At 59.9% G+C, this 20,645-nt stretch carries 14 protein-coding genes; 10 read left to right on the forward strand and 4 right to left on the reverse strand.

The annotated features are described in order from the left end of the window. Positions 1–41: 41 nt before the first annotated feature. Entirely contained in the window at positions 42–2,252 is a 2,211-nt protein-coding gene (locus HMPREF3135_RS08160; protein ID WP_049192971.1) for a malate synthase G, read from the reverse strand. Between the two features lie 1,015 nt (positions 2,253–3,267). Between HMPREF3135_RS08160 and aceA the strand changes: the two genes are divergently transcribed. Continuing rightward, positions 3,268–4,560, forward strand: coding sequence for an isocitrate lyase (gene aceA, locus HMPREF3135_RS08165; protein WP_016421960.1), 1,293 nt, complete (start codon positions 3,268–3,270; stop codon positions 4,558–4,560). A 214-nt stretch (positions 4,561–4,774) separates the two neighbouring features. Then, positions 4,775–6,199 carry an acetate metabolism transcriptional regulator RamB gene (gene ramB, locus HMPREF3135_RS08170; protein ID WP_038629316.1) on the forward strand — a complete coding sequence of 475 codons (1,425 nt, stop codon included), beginning with the start codon at positions 4,775–4,777 and terminating at the stop codon, positions 6,197–6,199. Between the two features lie 242 nt (positions 6,200–6,441). On the opposite strand, the gene lpdA is transcribed toward ramB, so the two are convergent. Continuing rightward, positions 6,442–7,857, reverse strand: coding sequence for a dihydrolipoyl dehydrogenase (gene lpdA / locus HMPREF3135_RS08175; RefSeq protein ID WP_049189521.1), 1,416 nt, complete (start codon positions 7,855–7,857; stop codon positions 6,442–6,444). 82 nt (positions 7,858–7,939) lie between these two features. Between lpdA and HMPREF3135_RS08180 the strand changes: the two genes are divergently transcribed. The 7 genes from HMPREF3135_RS08180 (at position 7,940) to HMPREF3135_RS08210 (ending at position 16,021) form a co-directional block, all read left to right on the forward strand. Continuing rightward, positions 7,940–10,090, forward strand: coding sequence for a prolyl oligopeptidase family serine peptidase (locus tag HMPREF3135_RS08180; protein WP_083280641.1), 2,151 nt, complete (start codon positions 7,940–7,942; stop codon positions 10,088–10,090). Between the two features lie 10 nt (positions 10,091–10,100). After that, complete coding sequence (locus HMPREF3135_RS08185) at positions 10,101–11,561, forward strand: M1 family metallopeptidase (protein ID WP_070439105.1); 1,461 nt, start codon at positions 10,101–10,103, stop codon at positions 11,559–11,561. Positions 11,562–11,579: 18 nt separating this feature from the next. Beyond that, entirely contained in the window at positions 11,580–12,941 is a 1,362-nt protein-coding gene (locus tag HMPREF3135_RS08190; RefSeq protein ID WP_070439108.1) for a polysaccharide biosynthesis protein, read from the forward strand. 78 nt (positions 12,942–13,019) lie between these two features. Further along, entirely contained in the window at positions 13,020–13,841 is an 822-nt protein-coding gene (locus tag HMPREF3135_RS08195) for a glycosyltransferase (protein WP_070439111.1), read from the forward strand. A gap of 23 nt (positions 13,842–13,864) precedes the next feature. Continuing rightward, positions 13,865–14,557, forward strand: coding sequence for a glycosyltransferase family 2 protein (locus HMPREF3135_RS08200; protein WP_038629309.1), 693 nt, complete (start codon positions 13,865–13,867; stop codon positions 14,555–14,557). Continuing rightward, entirely contained in the window at positions 14,554–14,976 is a 423-nt protein-coding gene (locus HMPREF3135_RS08205; protein ID WP_038627495.1) for a DUF2304 domain-containing protein, read from the forward strand. The genes HMPREF3135_RS08200 and HMPREF3135_RS08205 overlap by 4 nt, the downstream gene beginning before the upstream one ends. A 49-nt stretch (positions 14,977–15,025) precedes the next feature. After that, complete coding sequence (locus HMPREF3135_RS08210; RefSeq protein WP_049180738.1) at positions 15,026–16,021, forward strand: DsbA family protein; 996 nt, start codon at positions 15,026–15,028, stop codon at positions 16,019–16,021. Positions 16,022–16,082: 61 nt separating this feature from the next. On the opposite strand, the gene HMPREF3135_RS08215 is transcribed toward HMPREF3135_RS08210, so the two are convergent. Together HMPREF3135_RS08215 and HMPREF3135_RS08220 are read right to left on the reverse strand one after the other, a co-directional pair. After that, entirely contained in the window at positions 16,083–17,048 is a 966-nt protein-coding gene (locus tag HMPREF3135_RS08215) for a GDP-mannose 4,6-dehydratase (RefSeq protein ID WP_038629306.1), read from the reverse strand. Positions 17,049–17,177: 129 nt separating this feature from the next. Next, positions 17,178–18,467, reverse strand: coding sequence for an MFS transporter (locus HMPREF3135_RS08220; protein ID WP_070431999.1), 1,290 nt, complete (start codon positions 18,465–18,467; stop codon positions 17,178–17,180). 751 nt (positions 18,468–19,218) lie between these two features. On the opposite strand from HMPREF3135_RS08220, the gene HMPREF3135_RS08225 reads away from it, so the two are divergent. Then, the gene (locus tag HMPREF3135_RS08225) at positions 19,219–20,562 is read left to right on the forward strand and encodes an MFS transporter (protein ID WP_038627490.1); all 1,344 of its coding nucleotides are present in this window, start codon (positions 19,219–19,221) and stop codon (positions 20,560–20,562) included. The last annotated feature ends 83 nt before the right edge of the window (positions 20,563–20,645 follow it).

A 20,645-nucleotide genomic window follows, 5' to 3' on the forward strand; every position in this document is an offset into this window, starting at 1 on the left:
TTTTGTTATTTCAGGCTCGGCAGCCGCAGCCCGACCAAGAATTAATCCTGGTCGATACCCTCGCGCTTCTTGAACTCCAGGCGACGGCGGTGCAGGATCGGCTCGGTGTAACCGGACGGCTGGTTCACACCATCGAGGATGAGCTCCTTGGCGGCCTGGAAACCAATGGACTTGTCGAAGTCCGGAGCCATCGGCAGGTATGCCTCATCGCCCTCGTTCTGGCGGTCAACGACCTCGGCCATGCGCTCCAGCGAATCGATGATCTGCTCCTCGGTGACAACACCGTGCAGCAGCCAGTTAGCCAGAGTCTGGGAGGAAATACGCAGGGTAGCGCGGTCCTCCATCAGGTCAACATCGTTGATGTCCGGCACCTTGGAGCAGCCAACACCCTGCTCAACCCAGCGGATAACGTAGCCCAGGATGGACTGGCAGTTGTTATCCAGCTCGTTGGCCTTGTCCTCATCGGACCAGTCAGCGCCCGGCTCGCCAGCCTTAGCTGCCGCTACCGGGATGGTGAGCAGATCACCGAAGGTGTCGCGGCGACCGTCGGTAAGCAGCTTGTCCTGAACGCCGAAGACGTCAACCTCGTGGTAGTGGGTAGCGTGCAGGACACCACCGGTCGGGGACGGAACCCACGCGGTGGAAGCACCCTGCTTCGGCTGACCGATCTTCTGCTCCAGCAGCTCGGCCATCTGCTCGGTCATGGCCCACATGCCCTTACCAATCTGAGCCTTGCCCTGCAGGCCGTGTGCCAGACCGGAGTCGACGTTGTTGTCCTCGTAAGCCAGCATCCATGGAGCGGTCTTCTGGACAGCCTTGCGGAACATCGGACCAGCCTGGATGGAGGTGTGGATCTCATCACCAGTGCGGTCCATGAAGCCGGTGTTAATGAAGACGACACGCTCGGAAACAGCCTTGATGGCGGCGTCCAGGTTGACGGAGGTACGACGCTCCTCGTCCATCAGGCCGACCTTCAGGGTGTTGTGCGGAAGACCCAGCAGCTTCTCAACGTCTGCGAACAGCTCGTTGGTGAATGCAGCCTCATCCGGGCCGTGCTGCTTCGGCTTCACGATGTAGATCGAACCGGTACGGGAGTTCTTACGTGCGTTGTCCTGGTCCAGGCCCGGGATTGCACACACAGCGGTGACGACGGCATCCATGATGCCCTCGAAAATCTCCTCGCCGTCGCGGTCGAGGATGGCCGGGTTCTGCATCAGGTGGCCGACGTTACGGACCAGGTTCAGGGAACGACCGTGCAGGGTGACCTCGGAACCGTCAAGAGCGGTGTAGGTGCGGTCGTCGTTGATGGTACGGGACAGCTTCTTGCCGCCACGGGTGAACTCGACTGCGAGGTCACCGACGTTCAGGCCCAACCAGTTGGTGTAACCCAGGGTCTTGTCTGCAGCGTCAACTGCGGCGACAGAGTCCTCGAGATCCATGATGTTGGTGACAGCGGCTTCCAGGATGATGTCCTTGACGCCAGCCTTGTCGGTCTTGCCAACCGGGGACTCCGGGTCAATCAGCAGCTGGATGTGCAGACCGTTGTGCTTGAAGTAAATGGACTCCGGTGCGTCCTTGTCGCCGGTGTAGCCGACCAGGGTCTCCGGCTCGCGCAGACCGGAGGTAGCGCCACCTTCCAGGGTTGCCTGCAGGTGACCGTCGACGATGTCGTAAGAGGTGACGTCCGCGTGGGAACCGTCGACCAGCGGCAGAGCCTTGTCCAGGAAGTTACGACCCCATGCGATAACGCGGTCACCGCGGACCTTGTTGTAGCCCGGGGTGTCCTTCTCCGCACCGCCATCTTCAGGAATAGCGTTGGTGCCGTACAGCGCGTCATAAAGCGAGCCCCAGCGTGCGTTCGCAGCGTTGATGGCGAAACGGGCGTTGAGGACCGGCACAACCAGCTGCGGGCCAGCGGTGGAAGTGATCTCGGTGTCGACGTTAGCGGTGGTGACCTGGAAGTCACCCGGGTTGTCAACGAGGTAGCCAATTTCCTTCAGGAATGCGACGTACTCATCCTGATTCTGCTCGCCCGGGTGTTCCTTGTACCAAGCGTCGAGCTTTTCCTGCAGCTCATCGCGCTTGACCAGCAGCTCGCGGTTGCGCGGAGTGTACTTAGCGACAATGTCACCGAAGCCGTTCCAGAACGCGTCCTTGTCCTCAATGCCGGCGGCGGGGAGTGCGGTGTCATTAACGAAGTCGTAAAGAACCTTCGCGACCTGCATTCCACCTGCCGAAATACGCTGTGCCATTGCTCTCCTCAAAACTATTGATTGCAATTTGCCCATCCAGCCATGGCCACGTCAGCGGCTCACACTGGATGCGTTGTTCCCCTACTGTATGTGATTCGGCGCACTTATGAACCGTCTTTTTCCATAACCGCCAACCGCCAGCCCGGTATAGCGCCGCTCACATTTGCCATTTCATTCGCTTTACGACGAGCACCCCGCGAACAGGCCCCACCCCTCCCCGATGACCATTCGGGCATTCAATCCTGACGCCACAACCAGCCCTCCCCCACCCGCATTGACCGCAGCATCCCCGGCGCTCTTTCCTCCAGCCACGGAACACCACACGCAATGGGAAAGTGTCGTGCCTCACAGGCATTTACTATTACGACCTGCACATCAACGGCCAGCGACCAATCACGTCGCTACAGTCTCCGCCTTCAAACCAGACCATAAAAGCGAGATGACAACCGAGACCCTGGCCACTACCCAGGGATGCTCCGGCGGGGTACTGACGGTGTAACGGCAGTGTATTTAGAAGCCCGTTTCTACCTTTGCGGCCGTAATTTCGGGGGTAGCGAAACACCCCCTAAACCCCAAACACTGTTAACGGCCAGCTTTGATAATTACCAAAATATAAATCACCCCAAAGCGGGGGGAACATTATTAGCGAGCCAGCCATAGGGAAATAACAGTACAAATGTACCGGCCGGTCACAGGCGAAAATTGTTAAAGCCAAGCTACACATCACAATGTTTGCAATCTTCACAAGTGTTATCCGTATTACATACTTGAATTCACATCGGAAGCTGCTTGACGAACGTAGCGCTATGCCCCAAAATGTGAGACATGGCACGCGGAAGCGGACATTGTTTTTGTTCGCGTGTTTGCGTGCAGGGGTACAGCATTTTGCTAGCGCCCCTGCATTCACGTGACACCGCGGTCACTATCGGGTCAGCCTGTAGATCGGTTCTGTCGGAATTGTTCTTAAGTCAGCACCCGGAGTTCAAAAAGCAAGCAAAAGGAAGTGACTCCGTTTATGTCTAACGTTGGTAAGGCACGTACCGCCGCCGAAATCCAGAAGGATTGGGACGAGAACCCGCGCTGGGAAGGTATCACCCGCGACTACACCGCTGAGCAGGTTGCTGAGCTCCAGGGCTCCGTCGTCGAGGAGAACACCCTCGCTCGCCGCGGCGCTGAGATCCTGTGGGAAGGCGTCAACGTTAAGGACGACTCCTACATCAACGCTCTGGGCGCACTGACCGGTAACATGGCCGTTCAGCAGGCTCGCGCTGGCCTGAAGGCTGTCTACCTCTCCGGTTGGCAGGTTGCTGGTGACGCTAACCTCTCCGGCCACACCTACCCGGACCAGTCCCTGTACCCGGCTAACTCCGTGCCGAACGTCGTTCGTCGCATCAACAACGCTCTGCTCCGCGCAGACGAGATCGCTCGCATCGAGGGCGACGACTCCGTCGACAACTGGCTGCTGCCGATCGTCGCTGACGGTGAGGCTGGCTTCGGTGGCGCTCTGAACGTCTACGAGCTGCAGAAGGCTATGATCAACGCTGGTGCCGCTGGTACCCACTGGGAGGACCAGCTCGCTTCTGAGAAGAAGTGTGGCCACCTGGGCGGCAAGGTCCTGATCCCGACCCAGCAGCACATCCGCACCCTGACCTCTGCTCGCCTGGCTGCTGACGTCTCCAACACCCCGACCGTCATCATCGCCCGCACCGACGCTGAGGCCGCTACCCTCATCACCTCCGATGTTGATGAGCGCGACCAGAAGTTCATCACCGGTGACCGCACCTCCGAGGGCTTCTACCACGTCCAGAACGGCCTGGAGCCGTGCATCGAGCGTGCAAAGTCCTACGCTCCGTACGCTGACATGATCTGGATGGAGACCGGTACTCCGGACCTCGAGCTGGCTAAGAAGTTCGCTGAGGGCGTCAAGGCTGAGTACCCGGACCAGCTCCTGGCTTACAACTGCTCCCCGTCCTTCAACTGGTCCGCTCACCTCGAGAAGGACGAAATCGCCAAGTTCCAGAACGAGCTGGGCAAGATGGGCTTCAAGTTCCAGTTCATCACCCTGGCTGGCTTCCACGCCCTGAACTACGGCATGTTCGACCTGGCTTACGGCTACGCTCGCGAGCAGATGTCCGCATTCGTCGACCTGCAGAACCGCGAGTTCGAGGCTGCCGAGAAGCGCGGCTTCACCGCTGTCAAGCACCAGCGCGAGGTTGGCGCTGGCTACTTCGACCGCATCGCCACCACCGTCGACCCGAACTCCTCCACCACCGCCCTGAAGGGCTCCACCGAGGAGGGTCAGTTCTAAGTCACTCGGCTTAGGGCTTAGGTCAAGGACCTAACTTCAACACCCAGCGAGGGTTGCACTTGCAGCCCTCGCTGGGTGTTTTTGTGTGTTCATCGACATGTCGACTCCGGGCCGTCGTGAAGCGTGCCTGAGAACCTCAGCACCTACACACGTAAGCAAAGGTTGCAACGGTTTTCTACACAAGTTCAGCAAAGCCCGCGATATGCTGGGCAGTATGTCGAAAACCTATGTCGGATCCCGCCTCCGCCAGCTACGCCGCGAGCGCGACCTCAGCCAGGCTGCGCTCGCACAGGCGTTGGGCCTCTCGGCTAGTTACGTCAACCAGATTGAGCACGACGTCCGCCCGCTGACTGTGCCCGTGCTGCTCCGCATCACGGACACATTCGGCGTTGACGCGACTTTCTTCTCCCGAGATGACGACTCCCGCCTCCTCGCTGAGGTCCAGGACGTGGTAATGGACAAGGAGATCGCTAAGTCTCCCATGGATCTGCAGGAGATCTCGGAAATGGTTCGCGACCACCCTGATATCGCCCGCATCATGGTGGACATTCACCGCCGCTACCGCAACGTCACGGACAAACTCTCTCTGGCCACCGAGGAGCGCAACTTCGGCAACAGCACCGACACCGCCTCCGGTTCACAGGCGCTGACCATGCCTCATGAGGAGGTCCGCGACTACTTCTACGCCCGCCAGAACTACATCGCTTCGGTCGACACCGCCGCTGAGGAGCTGGCCCGCGAGCTGCGCATCACCGACGAGACCACCGATGTGGTCTCTGTGCTGGCCGACAGGCTGTCCAACGACCATGGGATTCGGATTGCGCTGGAATCGTCGTTAGGCGATGTGCAGCACAGCCTTGATCGGCGGACGAAGACGCTCTACCTCGCGCGGCACCTCTCGCCGGGACAGCGGGCCTTCCGCATGGCCACGGAGCTGGGGTTTTTGGAGCAGGGCGAGACCATTTCCGAGGCCGTCGCGTCCGGGCATTTCATGTCGGAGGAGTCGCGGAAGCTGGCGCAGCGCGGAGTCGCGACGTATTACGCGGCGGCGCTGATTCTGCCGTATGAGTCGTTCCATGCGATGGCTGAGTCGAAGCGCTACGACATCGAGCTGTTGTCGCGCACTTACGGTGTCGGCTACGAGACCATCTGCCACCGATTGTCCACGATGCAACGCCCCAGCTTGCGCGGCATCCCGTGGACATTCGTGCGCGTCGACCGCGCGGGCAACATGTCCAAACGTCAATCCGCCACGGGCTTCCACTTCACGCATTCGGGCGGTACCTGCCCGCTGTGGAACGTCTACGAGACTTTCTCCTACCCCGGCAAGGTCATGCGGCAGGTCGCGCTCATGCCGGATGGTCGGCCGTACATGTGGATCTCGCGGACCGTGGAGCATCACGCGGCACGTTTCGGCAAGCCAGGTAAGGTTTTTGCCATCGGTTTGGGCTGCGAGGCCCGTCACGCTGAGCGCACCGTGTACGCCGATGGTCTCGATCTCGCGGACCTCGACGCCGCCACTCCAATCGGTGCCGGCTGCAGGGTCTGCTCCCGCGAGGCATGTCCGCAGCGCGCGTTCCCGCCGATCCATCGCGATATCGACATCAACATGCACCGCTCCACCGTCTCGCCGTACTAGTTCGCTTTACGACGGGCGCGGAGCCGGCCTGTTTGCGGGGGCTTGGTTCGCGCAGGATGCTCCCCCCCCCAAAAAAAAGGAAGACCCAAAAAGAAAGTGCTTAAGTTTATGACACTTTCGCACCGATTTTCACGGTCAAACTGTCATAAACTTAAGCACTAACTCGTATTTGCCTGAACCGGGACCAGCCCAGTGAGAGCCAGGACCAGCGAAAACTGGCCCCAGGCCAAAGCCACAACCTCTTACAGGTTGATCATCTTGCCCATAACGCCCTCAGCTGCTTCCTTCATAGCCTCGGACATGGTCGGGTGAATGTGGACGGCGCGGCCGATTTCCTCAGTGGTCAGCTCGTACTTCTCAGCCAGAACCAGCTGCGGCATGAGCTCGGAAACGTTGGCACCCACCATATGGCCACCCAGCAGCTCGCCGTATTCGGCATCTGCAATGAGCTTCACGAAACCAGCCGGCTCCGCCAGCCCCTGGGCCTTACCGTTTGCAGAGAACGGGAAGGTGGAGACCTTAATCTCGCGACCGTTCTCCTCTGCCCACTTCTTGGCCTGCGCCTCGGTCTTACCGAAGGAACCAACCTGCGGGTTACAGAAGGTTGCGCGCGGCATCATGTTGTAGTCCGGGATGGTCTCGGTCTCGTGACCCGCCATGTGCTCAGCTGCGATAACGCCCTGTGCCTCAGCGACGTGTGCCAGCTGCAGCTTCATGGTGACGTCACCGATGGCGTAGATGTTGTCGACGTTGGTGCGCATGTACTCGTCGATGACAATCTCGCCGCGCTCGCCCAGCTCAACACCGGCCTTGTCCAGGCCGATGCCCTCGGTGCGCGGTGCGAAGCCGATGGAGACCATAACGCGGTCGACGGTCAGAGTCTGCTCGTCGCCACCATCCTTGGCCTCGACCTTGACCTCAACCGAGTCACCATTGTCCACGATGGAGGTGGTCTTGTGCCCGGTCATGAGCTTGACGCCCAGCTTCTTGTATTCCTTGGCAATAACCTTGGAGACGTCTGCGTCCTCGTTCGGCAGAACGTTGTCCATGAACTCGACGATGGTGACATCCACGCCGTAGTTAGCCAAGACGTATGCGAACTCCATACCGATGGCGCCAGCACCGACGATAACCATGGAGTCCGGCAGCTCGTCGGAGAGAATCTGCTCTTCGTAGGAAACGATGTTGCCGCCGACCTCAACGCCCGGCAGGGAACGGACGACAGAACCGGTCGCAATAATCGCCTTGTCGAAGGTAATTTCCTTGCCCTTGTCATCGCCATCAGTGATGGCCATGGAGGTCGGGCCAGTGAATTCACCGAAACCGTTGATTTCGGTGATCTTGTTCTTCTTCATCAGGAAATGAACACCCTTGACGATGCCCGCGGACACCTTGCGCGAACGCGCGTGTGCGGCACCGAAGTCAAAGGAGACATCGCCGGAGATACCGAAGGTCTTAGCCTCATGGTTGAAAATGTGCGCCACCTCGGCGTTCTTCAACAGAGACTTGGATGGAATACAGCCAACGTTGAGGCAGACACCGCCCCAGTATTGCTTCTCCACCACGGCAGTCTTCAGGCCCAGCTGGGATGCACGGATTGCTGCGACGTATCCGCCAGGACCGCCGCCGAGTACTACAAGATCAAAATGTTCAGCCACGTGCACAAGTCTACGCACGACTTGTCTTTACTTCACGCGCGAGTCCCGGTTTTACCTACTGCGGTCGGCTACGGTGGTGGGCATGGGCACCGACACGGACACCGACTTGGGCAACAATCTCTCCTTCCTCTCCACTGATCTTGTCCCCGATTGGCTGGACGATATCGACGGCTCCCAGGCGCTGGCGTGGGCCCGCGCGCAGTCGGAGGCCACCGTCGCAGGTGTCGATTCGCTTGCCGACGACACCAGCGACCGCACCAACCTGGAACAACGCATCCTGGCTGCGCTCAACACCGATGCCCGGATTGCATACCCGGTGCGGCGCGGCGAGTACCTCTATAACTTCTGGCGGGATGCCGAGCATCCGCGGGGCCTGTGGCGGCGCACCTCGTTGCAGAGCTATCTGGCTGGCCAGGAAGATCCGCAGGCAACCGAGTGGGAAACTCTCATCGACCTCGATGCGCTGGCGAAAGCCGAGGGAGAAAACTGGGTCTGGAAGGGCACGGTGTGCCGTTATCCGGAGTATGACCGCGCGTTGATTCTGCTCTCTCGCGGCGGCGCCGATGCCACTGTGGTGCGGGAGTTTGACCTCGTCAACTGCACTTTTGTCGAGGATGAGTCGTTCTACCTCCCGGAGGCGAAGCCCGATGTCTGTTGGTTGGGTCGTGACGAAATTCTCGTTGGCAGTGACTTTGGTCCGGGGTCACTGACGGATTCGGGCTACCCGCGGCAGGTGCGTCGGTGGCGGCGCGGCATGCCGTCGTCAAGCGCGGATGTGGTTTTCTCGGGCCACAGTGATGATGTGGCCGTGGGCGGCTGGTTCGACGCGACGGAGGGTTTCGAGCGGCTGTTTGTCGAGCGTGCGCATGATTTTTATAATTCGCAGCGGTTCGTGGCAGCGGAGCGTCCGGGCAAGTTGGCGGCGCAGCAGAATGGGGACTTTTCCCTGCAGATCCTGGAGGTACCGCAGGACTGTCGCACGAGTGTCCATAGGCAGTGGCTGGTGCTGATGCCGCGCACGGAGTTCAATGGCATTCCGGCTGGTGGCGTGGCCGTTGTGGAGCTCGATAAGTGGCTGGCGGGCTCGCGTGAGGTGGAGGTGATTTTCACCCCGGATGCGCACACCTCGTTCCAGCAGCTGGCGTGGACGAAGAACTTCCTGGTGTTGACGCTGCTGGAGGATGTCGCGACGAAGTTGGTCGTGTTGCGGGAGGGCTCGTGGGAGCCGGTGGAGGCTTTCGGCGAGTTGCCTGCGCAGGCCACTGTGAGCGTGATTGATACGGCCTCTGAACGCGACGATGAGATCTGGTTGGTGTCGACCTCGGCAACGCAGCCGGCAACCCTTTGGTACGGGCAAGTCGGCAGCCAGCTCACGGAAGTGCGGCGTGCTCCGGCGCTCTTCGACAGTGAGGGGATGGAGACGCGGCAGCACTGGGCGACCTCGGCCGATGGCACGCGGATTCCGTATCGCATCACCGGCCGCTTCGGCGCAGGCGCTAGTGCAGAGACAACCACAGCCACACCCACTCCGAACCCAGCCCCTACCCTCGTGCACGCCTACGGCGGTTTCGAGGTCTCACTGGTCCCGCAGTACTCGGCGATTCGTGGCCTGACCTGGCTCGAGCGGGGCGGATACTTCGTGGAGGCCAACCTGCGTGGCGGTGGCGAATTTGGCCCGACCTGGCACTCCTCGGTGGTCAAGACTGAGCGGATGAGGGTCTATGAGGATCATCAGGCCGTGCTGCGCGACCTGGTTGAACGTGGCTACTGCACGCGCGAGCAGCTGGGCGTGCGCGGTGGTTCCAACGGCGGGCTGCTGACCGCTGTCTGCCTCACCTCCTACCCGGAGTTAGTGGGAGCGGTGGTGTCCCAGGTGCCGCTGGCGGACATGATGCGCTATCACAGGCTGTCCGCGGGAGCCTCCTGGATGGCCGAATATGGAAACCCGGACGACCCCACCGAGCGGGCTGCGATTGCGCAGTATTCGCCGGTCCAGCGCGTCGTCAAGCGAGAGCAGCGCGCCTACCCACCAGCGTTGATTACGACGTCTACCAGGGACGACCGTGTCCACCCGGCGCATGCGCGGAGCCTGGCGTGGCTGCTGGAGGAAGCGGGACAGCCGGTGGATTATCACGAAAATACCGAAGGAGGGCACGCCGGTGCGGCGGATAATTCGCAGGTCGCGTTCGTCGAGGCACTCATATCTACGTGGCTGTGGAACAAGCTCAAGTAAGGTAACAGCCGTGAGTAGCGCTGATTTCACTAATCCTTATACCGGTATTGCGTTCAACCTGGGTTTCCGGGTGAACAAATACGAGCTGGACCTCGATTATCGGGTCGGGCCGAATCGTCTGAAGGCGACGGCGACTCTGCATATCGAAATCAATGCTTGGACCTCACACATCACGCTCGACTTTGCGGATGCGCTGGGGGCCGATTCGGTGGATGCGATTTCCGATTCGCAGGCACACTCAATCGATGTAAAGCGCTGGCGCCATTCGGGACGCAAGCTGCGCGTCACCTTTGACCGCGAGTTGGCTCCAGACGAGACGCTGCGGCTGATTGTCACTTACTCGGGCACGCCACGTCCGGTGCGCTCGAAGTGGGGCGAAATTGGCTGGGAGGAACTGGAAAACGGCGCACTCGTGGCATCGCAGCCGGTGGGCGCGGCGTCGTGGTACCCCTGCGATGACGATCCCGAGGTCAAGGCGTTCTACGAGTTCACAATGGTCACCGACGCTCCCTACGAGGTCGTCGCACCAGGGCTTGCCGACGCTCCGGTGAACGTGGGCGGATCGCGCCGCCGCTGGCGGTTTGTCACCGAGGAGCCCATGGCCTCCTACCTGGCCACCATCAATGTCGGCCAGTTTAAGAAAGTCGAGCTGCCGTGCCAGACCTCGACCGTAGTGGCCTGGGTGCCCTCTGAGTTGGTGGCAAATGCCCGCCACGACTTCCGCGACCAGGGACGCATGCTCGATGAATTCGCCAAGCTCTTTGGCCCTTACCCCTTCCGTGCCTACCAGGTGGTCATTTGTGAAGACGACCTGGAGATCCCCATCGAGGCACAGGGTCTGTCCATCTTCGGAGCCAACCACGCCGACGGCAAGGACACGTGGAATCGACTGATTGCCCACGAGTTGTCGCACCAGTGGTTCGGCAACAGTGTCGGCATTTCGCAGTGGCGCGATATCTGGCTCAACGAGGGTTTTGCCTGCTATTCCGAGTGGGTGTGGTCCGAGGTCAGCGGCGGTGCCAGCGCGGATGTGCACGCCCGCAAGCACTACCTGGACCTGCTTGAAGATAATCAGGACATCGTCATCGCCAACCCAGGGCCCAAGCTGATGTTCGACGACCGTCTGTACAAGCGCGGCGCGCTGACTGTGCACGCTCTGCGTCTGCTGCTGGGCGACGAGGTGTTCTTCGACCTGGTGCGCAAGTGGACCACCACCAACCGCCACAGTGTGGTCGATGCAGTGGACTTCCGCGCACTGGCCAACCGCGTATGCCGTGAGCGTGGCATCACCACCTCGCACCTGGATGTCATCTTTGACTCCTGGCTGTCACGCAGCTCCTTGCCGGACTTCCCCACCGACCCAACGCGTTCCCCTGCTGACCAGGGCATCGACGATAATGGTGCTCCAATCGTGGACGAGGAACTGGCCGCTCAGTTTGAAAAGCTCGGCTACTCGAAGGCCAAGGACTAGAGAGCTAGAGGCACGTCAATGTCCGGTTTCAAATGGTTGTCGCTGGCCACGATTGTCGCGGCGATAGGCAGCTTCGCGGTGCTGATTATCTCGGCCCGCGCACTCCCCAATGCGGTAAACCTGCAGTTCGTGGCGTTCTGGGGGCTTTTCTTCGCGCTCACGGGTGTTCTCGGCGGGCTGATGCAGGAGACCACGCGCGCAATCGGTGCTGCGGAATCGCGGGAGCGGGAGCGGGATCGAGAGCAGGGGCAGAGCCAGGAGCAGGAAGCCTCGGAAGCGGGTCAAACTCTCGGTGCTCGTCCCATCACAGTTTCCCTGGGCGTCGCCGCAGTTACTTTCATCACCATGGCAGTGACGGGTCCGCTGTGGGCCCCACTGGTCGTGCAGGATGACGCCGGCACTGCAATTCTGCTCATGGCTTTTGGTCTGGCGCTGTACTCCATGCAGGCCACCACCTCGGGTCTGCTCAGCGGCCGCCAACTGTGGGGCCCCTACGCCGCGCTAATCATGATTGACATTCTCGTGCGCGTGGCTCTAGCACTCATCGCCTGGTACTTCGGCTGGGGCCTGCTGGCGTGGCTGATTATCACGGTCTTCGGCACTGTCAGTTGGCTTATTCTCGCGCTGTTTTCCCCAGCAACCCGCTCGGTCATGTTCGCGCGTGCCGACGTCCCGGTGCGCCGCTTCATCACTCTCATGGTCACGGCCATGGGCGCATCCGGCGCATCTGCTGTGCTGGTCACAGGCTTTCCGACAATCGTCAAGATTGCCGGCGAAGCGGTCACCACTGGCGCAGGGATAGCCGAGTCGCTGACCCCGCCGCATGCCAACAACTTCACCGCAGCGGTGACCATTGCGGGTATCGCCTACGCCGTAACGCTGACGCGCGCTCCGCTGCTCATGCCCTTGGAGAAGTTCCAAAACGCCATCATTGTGAGCTTTGTCCGGCACCGCTCCGAGGGCGTGCTGGCAGCGCTGGCCAAGCCGTTGGGAGCGCTGGCTGCTTTCGGCACCTTCGGGGCAGGCTTGGCATGGCTCATCGGCCCGTGGATCATGACTCTCATCCTGGACGATAGCTATCACGTGTCCGGGCCGGTGCTCGCAGCGCTGACGCTCGGCGCGACCTTGACCGCCATGTTGATGATTACCGGCTCGGTCACATTGGCAGTGGAAAAGCACCATATGTATCTGATCGGTTGGTTGGCTGCGACCACAATCGCCGTTGCTATTCTTTTCCTTCCTGGGCACCTGTCGGTACGCACGGTCGCGGCTATCGCCGTAGGCTCTGCAGTAGGTGTTGTCATTCACCTGCTTGCGCTGCGCACACTTTCCCCACGTGCTGCCAGGTCAGCCGTATCGGAGGCTTTTGCGGTGGAATAACACCACCCGCATCCAATACCGCCCCCCCCAAAAAAAACTGTCCATATCCCCCTGCAACTCCCAAGGTTCGAGACTCACATGTCCACCATCACTAACCTCACGGTTCTCATGACCGTCTACCACCGCGTCGTCCCCGACCAGCTCGATGCTGCGCTGCAGTCGCTGTGGAACCAGACGCGTCCGGCCGCGCACGTCATTGTGGTCATCGATGGCCCGATTGGGCAGGAACTCGACCGGGTCGTCGTCAAGCATGAACAGGCGCATTCGGAGATGACAGTGCTGCGGTGTGCGGAAAATGGTGGCTCGGGAGTGGCTTCGCAGGCGGGTCTTCAGCTGGTGGAAACACCATGGGTGGCGCGGCTGGATGCAGACGATATTGCGCGTGCGGACCGATTTGAAAAGCAGTGGGACGCGCTGACCGCTGACCCGGAGTTGGATGTATTGGGCAGTGCAATGGCGGAGTTCGAGGGCACGCCGAACAATGTGGTGCGCGTGCGGACTCTGCCGCAGACGCACGCCGAAATTGCGCGTTATATCAAGATCAATTCGCCTGTAAATAACCCCTCCTCGATGCTGCGCACGGCGAAGGTGCGTGAGGTCGGCGGGTATCGCGACATCCGTCTGATGGAAGACTATGACCTCTGGGTGCGCCTCATGGCCGCCGGCGCGAAGTTTGAGAATCTGCCCGAGCCGCTGGTGTACTTCCGCGCCGACGGCATGTTCGAGCGGCGGACCTCGCGCGGCATCATCCGCGGTGAACGCCAGCTCCAGCGCACGCTGGTAGCTGAGGGACTGATTTCCCGGCCGCGGGCGGTGTTTAACTTGGCGGTGCGGACACTTTTCCGACTTTTGCCAACTCAGCTCATGTCACGCGCATATCGACGATTGTTTGTGCGGTAGGCTTCGGAGCGATGACTGACAACATGGATTTCTCGGACACCTGGCTGATTGTGCCGTGCTACAACGAGGGCCAGGTTATTCGTGAGGTTCTCGAGCACGCTCGCGAGACCTTCCCCAACATTGTCGCGGTCAACGACGGCTCTTCGGATAACTCCAGCCTGGAGATCCACAGGGCCGGCGCTCACCTGGTCAACCACCCTGTCAATTTGGGTCAAGGTGCCGCTATCCAGACCGGCGTGGAATACGCTCGCGCGCAGGCTGGATCGAAGTACTTTGTCACCTTCGACGCCGATGGCCAGCACCAGGTCAAGGACGTCGTCGCTATGGTGCAGCGACTACGCACCGAACCAATCGACATCATTGTGGGAACCCGTTTCGGCCGCCCTCGCGCCGAGGATGACCAGGTGCCGCTGATTAAGCGAATTGTCCTCAAGACGGTAGTCATGTTGTCACCACGCACGCGCCGACTCGGGCTTACCGACGCCCACAACGGCCTGCGCGCCTTCAACCGCACGGTGGCAGAGCAACTGAACCTGCGCATGAACGGCATGAGCCATGCCTCCGAATTTGTCGAGGTCATGGACAGCAGAGGCTGGCGTACCGCTGAGCAGCCGGTGGATATCCTCTACACGGAATACTCCATGTCCAAAGGGCAATCCTTGTTCAACGGTGTCAATATCCTTGCCGACTCCCTGATTTCGAAGAGGCTGCCATGACCGCATCCATCGTTCAAATTATTTTGCTGCTGGCGATGGTGGGCCTGGTGGCTTACTTCGTCGCTAACCGTCGTAAAGCGCGCGCCAAGGCGGGCGTGAAACTGGGATTCGTCGTTTTCGTCATCGCGTGCCTGTGGGCAATCGTGCGTCCCGACGATCTGACCGTGGTGGCCAACTGGATTGGTGTGAACCGAGGCACCGATTTGCTGCTCTACGTACTGGTGTTGGCGTTCGTGTTTACCACGGTGTCGTCCTACATCCGCTTCCGCGAACAGGAGCTGCGCTACGCACGACTGGCTCGTGCAGTGGCCTTGAAGACCGCTGTGCGTCCGGAAGAAGAAATTGTGATTTCGGGCAGCCAGAACAGCAGCCAAAAAGACAGCGCGACAAACGTCGAGAACAACGCTCCGTCCGACTAATCGGCACGCTAAGCGCATGTGAATCTGAGGCTGTGGTTCCATAGAAGCCATGAGCGAAGAAAATAAGGACAACATCGCCGCTGACAACAGCAGCGATTCGCAGCAGCCCTCGGCAGACGCAGCGCCGCAGGGGACACAGCAGGAACCCCAGCAGGCTTCTCAGCCGGTACCCACTGAGCAGGACTTGGAGTCCTGGTCTGCCGACAGTGATGGAAAAACCAAGTCGTGGTACTCGATTCCGAACGCCGCATGGGCGCTAGCTGTCGTAGCATTGATCGTTGTCGGCGCAGCGGGCTTCTTCGCTGGCTCGCGTTCGGCTAGCTTCAACGGCGTGAGCACCGTCAACATGGCGGGCGTTGCACCAGGCAAGGGGGAAATTGCGCCTGTACCTGGCCCGAATGGCTCTTTCGACGCCAGCATCTACGGCCCAAAGGCGGGAGCGCAGCTAAAGTCCCCGGAGGATATGGACAATGTCCACCGCCGCAATGAAAATGATCCTTTTGCTCTCGGTGCAGTGGATGCGCCGGTCGTAATCTCGATCTACTCGGACTTCGAATGCCCGTTCTGCGCGAAGTTCACAAACGAAACCGAGCCTGCCCTCGTGGAAAAGTACGTCAATGAGGGACTGGTCCGCCTGGAGTGGAACGACATGGCCATCAATGGCGAGAAGGCCATCAAGGACGCTGAGGCCGGCCGTGCCGCAGCAGCTCAGGGCAAGTTCTGGGAATTCTCCCGTGCGCTGTTTAAGAAGGCCGGCGAGAAGGGCCAGGGCCACCCGGAGTTCACTGAAAAGGAACTGATTGCCGTCGCTCGTGAGGCCGGTGTGCCGGACGTGAAGCGCTTTGAAAAGGAGCTTAAGGACGGCAAGTGGACCGAGGCGGTCGAGAATGCCACCCAGTTCGGTTCCATGCTGGGCATTTCCGGTACTCCAGGCTTCCTCGTTGGTACTCAGTTCGTCTCGGGCGCACAGCCTGTCGATGTGTTCGAGGACAATATCGAGCTGGCTCTCATCCACGCCAAGCGCACGGAGGAAGCTGGCAAGTAACCTGGCTGACTCGCTGCTAACTTACGCGGGCGAGTGCACGAAGCCACCCGCGCAAGTTGCGCTAGCCCTGATTCCGGAAGTACTCCACAGTACGGGCAACGCCCTCCTGAATACTCATAGCTGGCTCCCAGCCGAGTACCTCACGCGCCCGCGTGGGATCCAACGCCGACCGCGCCACATCACCAGTGCGCGGCGGTGCAAACTCTGGATTATCCTCGGCATCCGCAGCCTGCGCCACCAACGAGTGCAGCTGCCGATCCGAGGTTTCTACGCCGGTGCCAATATTAAAGCGCATTCCACCACCGACCTCGCCGGATGCGCGGTAGAAAGCATCCACCACATCGTCGACATAGACATAGTCGCGGGTATTTCCTCCGTCACCGAATACCTTGGTTGGCTCTCCCGCCAGCAGTCGCTGAGCGAAAATAGCCACCACACCGGCCTCGCCGTGCGGATCCTGCCGCGGGCCGTACACATTCGCCGGCGCGATGTGCGAGCATTCGAGCCCGTAAAGATTGCGGAACATATTCAAGTACAGTTCGCCCGTTGCCTTTGAGGCGGCATAGGGGCTCATCGGATTGACCGGCACATTTTCCGTCACCGGAAGCTCCTCCGGCGTGCCGTAGATGGAACCGCCCGACGATGTAAACACAACCTTGCGGACACCGTGCTTTCGGGCCGCATCGGCAAGTTTGATTGTGCCAATGATGTTCAGCGTCGCATCTCGCACCGGGTCGGCCACGGAAATCCGCACATCAATCTGCGCTGCGAGGTGGAAAATAACCTCCGGGCCGCTTTGCTCGAGCAGCTCGTCCCAGTCCACCTCCAGCACATCGGCGGTTATGAACTCAAAATCGTCGTTAAGCGATGCCTGCTGGAGGTTTTCCAGCTTTCCGTGGGAGAGATCGTCCAGCGCCGTGACCGCGTACCCTTCAGCCAGTAGCCGGTCAACCAGCGTCGAACCGATAAATCCCGCACCACCCGTCACCAGCGCGCGCGGTTTCGCGCTTGCCGACGATTCTGTCATCGCGGTGGCCGGTGATTCGTTCTTGTGCTTCTCCATAGGAAGAACTATAGGCGCTTAGTAAGGAAAACCGCTTATACGTGTGCCAACCTCACATTGACGGGGTTGATTAGTCTCCCGAGGAATGCGAGATTACTCAGCGCGCTGTGGCAGGTTGACAGTGGAATTGAAGAAAATAACCAAGCCCATCAGGATGGCGATGACCATACCGCCACCGAGCATGACCGGGTAGGTCATCCAGGAGATGGACTCGGAGAGCTTGGTCAGAATTGCCGGGAATGCGAAGCCAATGTAGGTCAGGCAGTAGAAGATACCGGTCAGACCAGCCATATCGCGTGGGCCAGCGATGCGCTGTACCTCGTTGAGGCCGGTAAACATGGACAGACCGTAGCCGGCGCCCAACACCAGCGCTGCAATGAACGCCGTCACTGCGGTGGGGTTGGTGGACATCCATGCGGCCATTCCCATGCCGATAACCACGATGCCAATTGCGATTAGCGAACCGCGGGCGTTGTGCTCGGTCACAAAGCGTGGACCAATCTGCTGAATACCAAAACCGCAGAGTAGCGCGAACAGTGTGACCATCGCGGAGTAGAACACTGGCTGGGAGACGTGGTCCTGCAGCAACGACGGAATGATTGCGTAGGCAACACCGGCTGCACCGAAGACCCACGGAGCTCCCATCGCGGCGACGAGCAGGAAGCGACGGTTAGTTACCGAAGGGGTACGCAGGGACTCCAAGACCGTCTCGCGTGGAGCGTTGCTGCCGCCCAGGTGCGGCGACTGGCGGGTCTCCGGCACAGTCAATAGACCGAAGATTGTCGGGATAGAAATCAGGATGTGGATGATATAAGCCAGCTGCCCCGGCAGCGGTGCGAACTGCGCTAGCGTGCCGGCAATTCCCGCACCCAGACCAAAGCCCAAGGTCAGAGCCATGGACTGACGCTTCGCGCCCGAGGTTGACTTGGCCTTGGGGTCAAAGCGCGGATCGGAGAGCTCCTTTACCCACGAGCCGCCCACGGCCATGACAATGCCGACTGCCAAGCCAGAGATAAAGCGACCAGTGAGGATAAGCGGGGCGGTAGTCTCGCCCAACGCAATAAGAGTCGACCCCAGAATCGAGAGAACCGGCGCGGCGAGCATCACCGGCTTACGGCCGATATGGTCCGAGATTGGGCCAGAAATCAGCAGTGCCGGCGCGATGCCGAGGGCGTAGACCAGCAATAGGAGGTCGATGAATACTGGCGCCAGGTCGGCATTTTCGCGGTACATCACCATCAGCGGCGTGAATTCGTTGCCACCCCACGCGACGGCGAAAACTGCAATTGCGGCGAGCAACCACAACGGCGTGCCCTTATTGGATTTTGCCCTGCCGTGAGGTACCTCATTTTCATTGCCGTTAGTTCCTGCGTGAGAAGACATGTCGTTTACTTTACGACGGTCCCCAGCGCCTTACGCACAATGGTGGAAATTTAAGCCACCGGAACTAACCACAAGAGGTGTGCCGAGGGAGCTTCAGCGCTTGGCACTACCACCGCCCCAAAATGCCCCTGAAACCTGGGGCTCACACCCCCGTCTCGGGGTGGTATGTTGCCGACCTTGCTTCCCTGCCCCATCCGGGGGCAGTGCCCTTTTCGACACTACATCGTTATTGTTCTGTTGCTTTTTCCGTACCTTGAGCCACTTTTGCCACACCATTCACACAACTTCTGAATATATAATTACAAATTAGTTCAATGTGGGGGTAGTCGAACAGCTATAAAACGCAGATTTCCCCTATTTAAGACAACCTCACGCCTAGACGCCCACTAGGTCGCGCAAATTGAGCCAGAAACAGCCCGTCGTTAAGTAGTGCCCAACACACCCCCTTTGCACACCCCCGAATCCGCCTATTTCAGGCATGCGTATAAATAAATCGGTCACAAACAAAGGAAATCTACCGCCATTCACCGACCCCCATTACCCCCGTTGTTCACTTTTTGTCACCGCTCGCTGAAGTTCAAACGCTGGTCGCTACCGGTCTGGCTGTGTAAGAATTCGACACCGTCAAACATTCTGTCCTTTCCCCAAGCGCTGGCTGAGAAAAACCTGGGGCGATTTCTTCGCGACCGCTGAGATCACCAAGGTCCTCGATGGCCGTGCGGACGGGTATGTAAAGAAAGTCTTGTTTTTTATGACTACTTCGATCATCGCGAATGATCCCAAGCAGCGCCGTCAGGTGCTCACGGGAACTCTCGTGGGTACGACCATCGAGTTTTATGACTTCCTGATTTACGCTCAGGCCGCAGCTATCGTGCTTGCTCCGCACTTCATCGAGCCTGCTGCACAGTCGAATCCACAGGTGGCCCAGGTCCTCGCTTGGGCAACCCTGGGTATTTCCTTCCTCTTCCGCCCGCTTGGCGCTATCGTCGCCGGCCATATCGGTGACCGATACGGCCGCAAGATGATTCTGGTCTTCACCCTCATCGGTATGGGTGCAGCTACTTTCTGCATCGGCCTGCTGCCGACCTATGAGTCAATCGGCATCGCAGCACCTATCCTGCTGGTTCTGCTCCGAGTCTTCCAGGGTATTTCCGCCGGCGGTGAATGGGGCGGCGCAGCCCTGATGTCCGTGGAGTACGCTCCGAAGGAAAAGCGCGGTCTCTACGGCGCATTCCCGCAGGCCGGTGTTCCGCTGGGTCTGACCCTGGCTACCGGCACCATGCTGATTGTTATGGCAATCGTCGGCGAGGAAGCCTACATGGAGTGGGGCTGGCGTGTGCCGTTCCTGCTGTCCTTCATCCTGGTTCTGATTGGTTACATGATTCGCCGCAGCGTCGACGAGTCCCCGGTCTTCCAGGCTATGCAGGCTGAGTCCGCCGAGCGCTCCGCTCCGCTGCCAGAGCTCTTCCGCAACCACTGGGGCAAGGTCATCCAGGGTGCCCTGATCTTCGCTGCCCAGCAGGCTACCGGTTACCTCGTGATTGCATTCTTCGGCGCTTACGCACAGAAGACACTGGGCTACCCGGCAACCGTTGCATGGACCGGTACTCTCGTCGCAGGTATCTGCTGGACCATCTTCATGTTCATTGCTGGCGCTTGGTCCGACCGCATCGGCCGCGCTAAGACCTTCATCATCGGCTACGTCGTGATTATGATTTGGGAGGCCGTTATGTGGAACCTCCTGGATAAGGGTCCGTTCCTGTACATCATGACCGTCGCAGTTCTCACCCTGCCGCTGGCCCTGACCTTCGGTCCGCAGCCGGCCATGTACTCCGAGATGTTCCCGGCTGAGGTCCGCTACTCCGGCGCTTCCATCGCTTACGCCATCGGCGCGGTCCTGGGTGGCGCATTCGCTCCGATGATTGCCCAGATGATCATGGATGCCACCGGCAACCCGTTCTACATCTCCGTCTACCTGATGGCCATGGCTATCCCGGCACTGATTGCCCTGTTCCTGCTTCCGAAGGGTCTCGAAGACCGAGACCTGATCGAGCACCCGGAAACTAACCTCGACGAAGTTAAGTCGCGCGTCTAGTTCCCACAGCTAAGGGATCTGCCCCACCGAGGGTTGATTACGTAAGCCGTCGTCAAGCATTGCACAACACAGCATTTGCTTGA

The organism is Corynebacterium sp. HMSC14H10, from assembly GCF_001807105.1.
Taxonomy (GTDB): domain Bacteria; phylum Actinomycetota; class Actinomycetes; order Mycobacteriales; family Mycobacteriaceae; genus Corynebacterium; species Corynebacterium jeikeium_D.

Coding starts and splice junctions, on each gene's coding strand:
- HMPREF3135_RS08195 (WP_070439111.1), top strand. CDS start 13,020: ATGTCCACCATCACTAACCTCACGGTTCTCATGACCGTCTACCACCGC.
- HMPREF3135_RS08180 (WP_083280641.1), top strand. CDS start 7,940: ATGGGCACCGACACGGACACCGACTTGGGCAACAATCTCTCCTTCCTC.
- aceA (WP_016421960.1), top strand. CDS start 3,268: ATGTCTAACGTTGGTAAGGCACGTACCGCCGCCGAAATCCAGAAGGAT.
- HMPREF3135_RS08205 (WP_038627495.1), top strand. CDS start 14,554: ATGACCGCATCCATCGTTCAAATTATTTTGCTGCTGGCGATGGTGGGC.
- HMPREF3135_RS08190 (WP_070439108.1), top strand. CDS start 11,580: ATGTCCGGTTTCAAATGGTTGTCGCTGGCCACGATTGTCGCGGCGATA.
- HMPREF3135_RS08215 (WP_038629306.1), bottom strand. CDS start 17,048: ATGACAGAATCGTCGGCAAGCGCGAAACCGCGCGCGCTGGTGACGGGT.
- ramB (WP_038629316.1), top strand. CDS start 4,775: ATGTCGAAAACCTATGTCGGATCCCGCCTCCGCCAGCTACGCCGCGAG.
- HMPREF3135_RS08220 (WP_070431999.1), bottom strand. CDS start 18,467: ATGTCTTCTCACGCAGGAACTAACGGCAATGAAAATGAGGTACCTCAC.
- HMPREF3135_RS08210 (WP_049180738.1), top strand. CDS start 15,026: ATGAGCGAAGAAAATAAGGACAACATCGCCGCTGACAACAGCAGCGAT.
- HMPREF3135_RS08200 (WP_038629309.1), top strand. CDS start 13,865: ATGGATTTCTCGGACACCTGGCTGATTGTGCCGTGCTACAACGAGGGC.
- HMPREF3135_RS08225 (WP_038627490.1), top strand. CDS start 19,219: ATGACTACTTCGATCATCGCGAATGATCCCAAGCAGCGCCGTCAGGTG.
- HMPREF3135_RS08160 (WP_049192971.1), bottom strand. CDS start 2,252: ATGGCACAGCGTATTTCGGCAGGTGGAATGCAGGTCGCGAAGGTTCTT.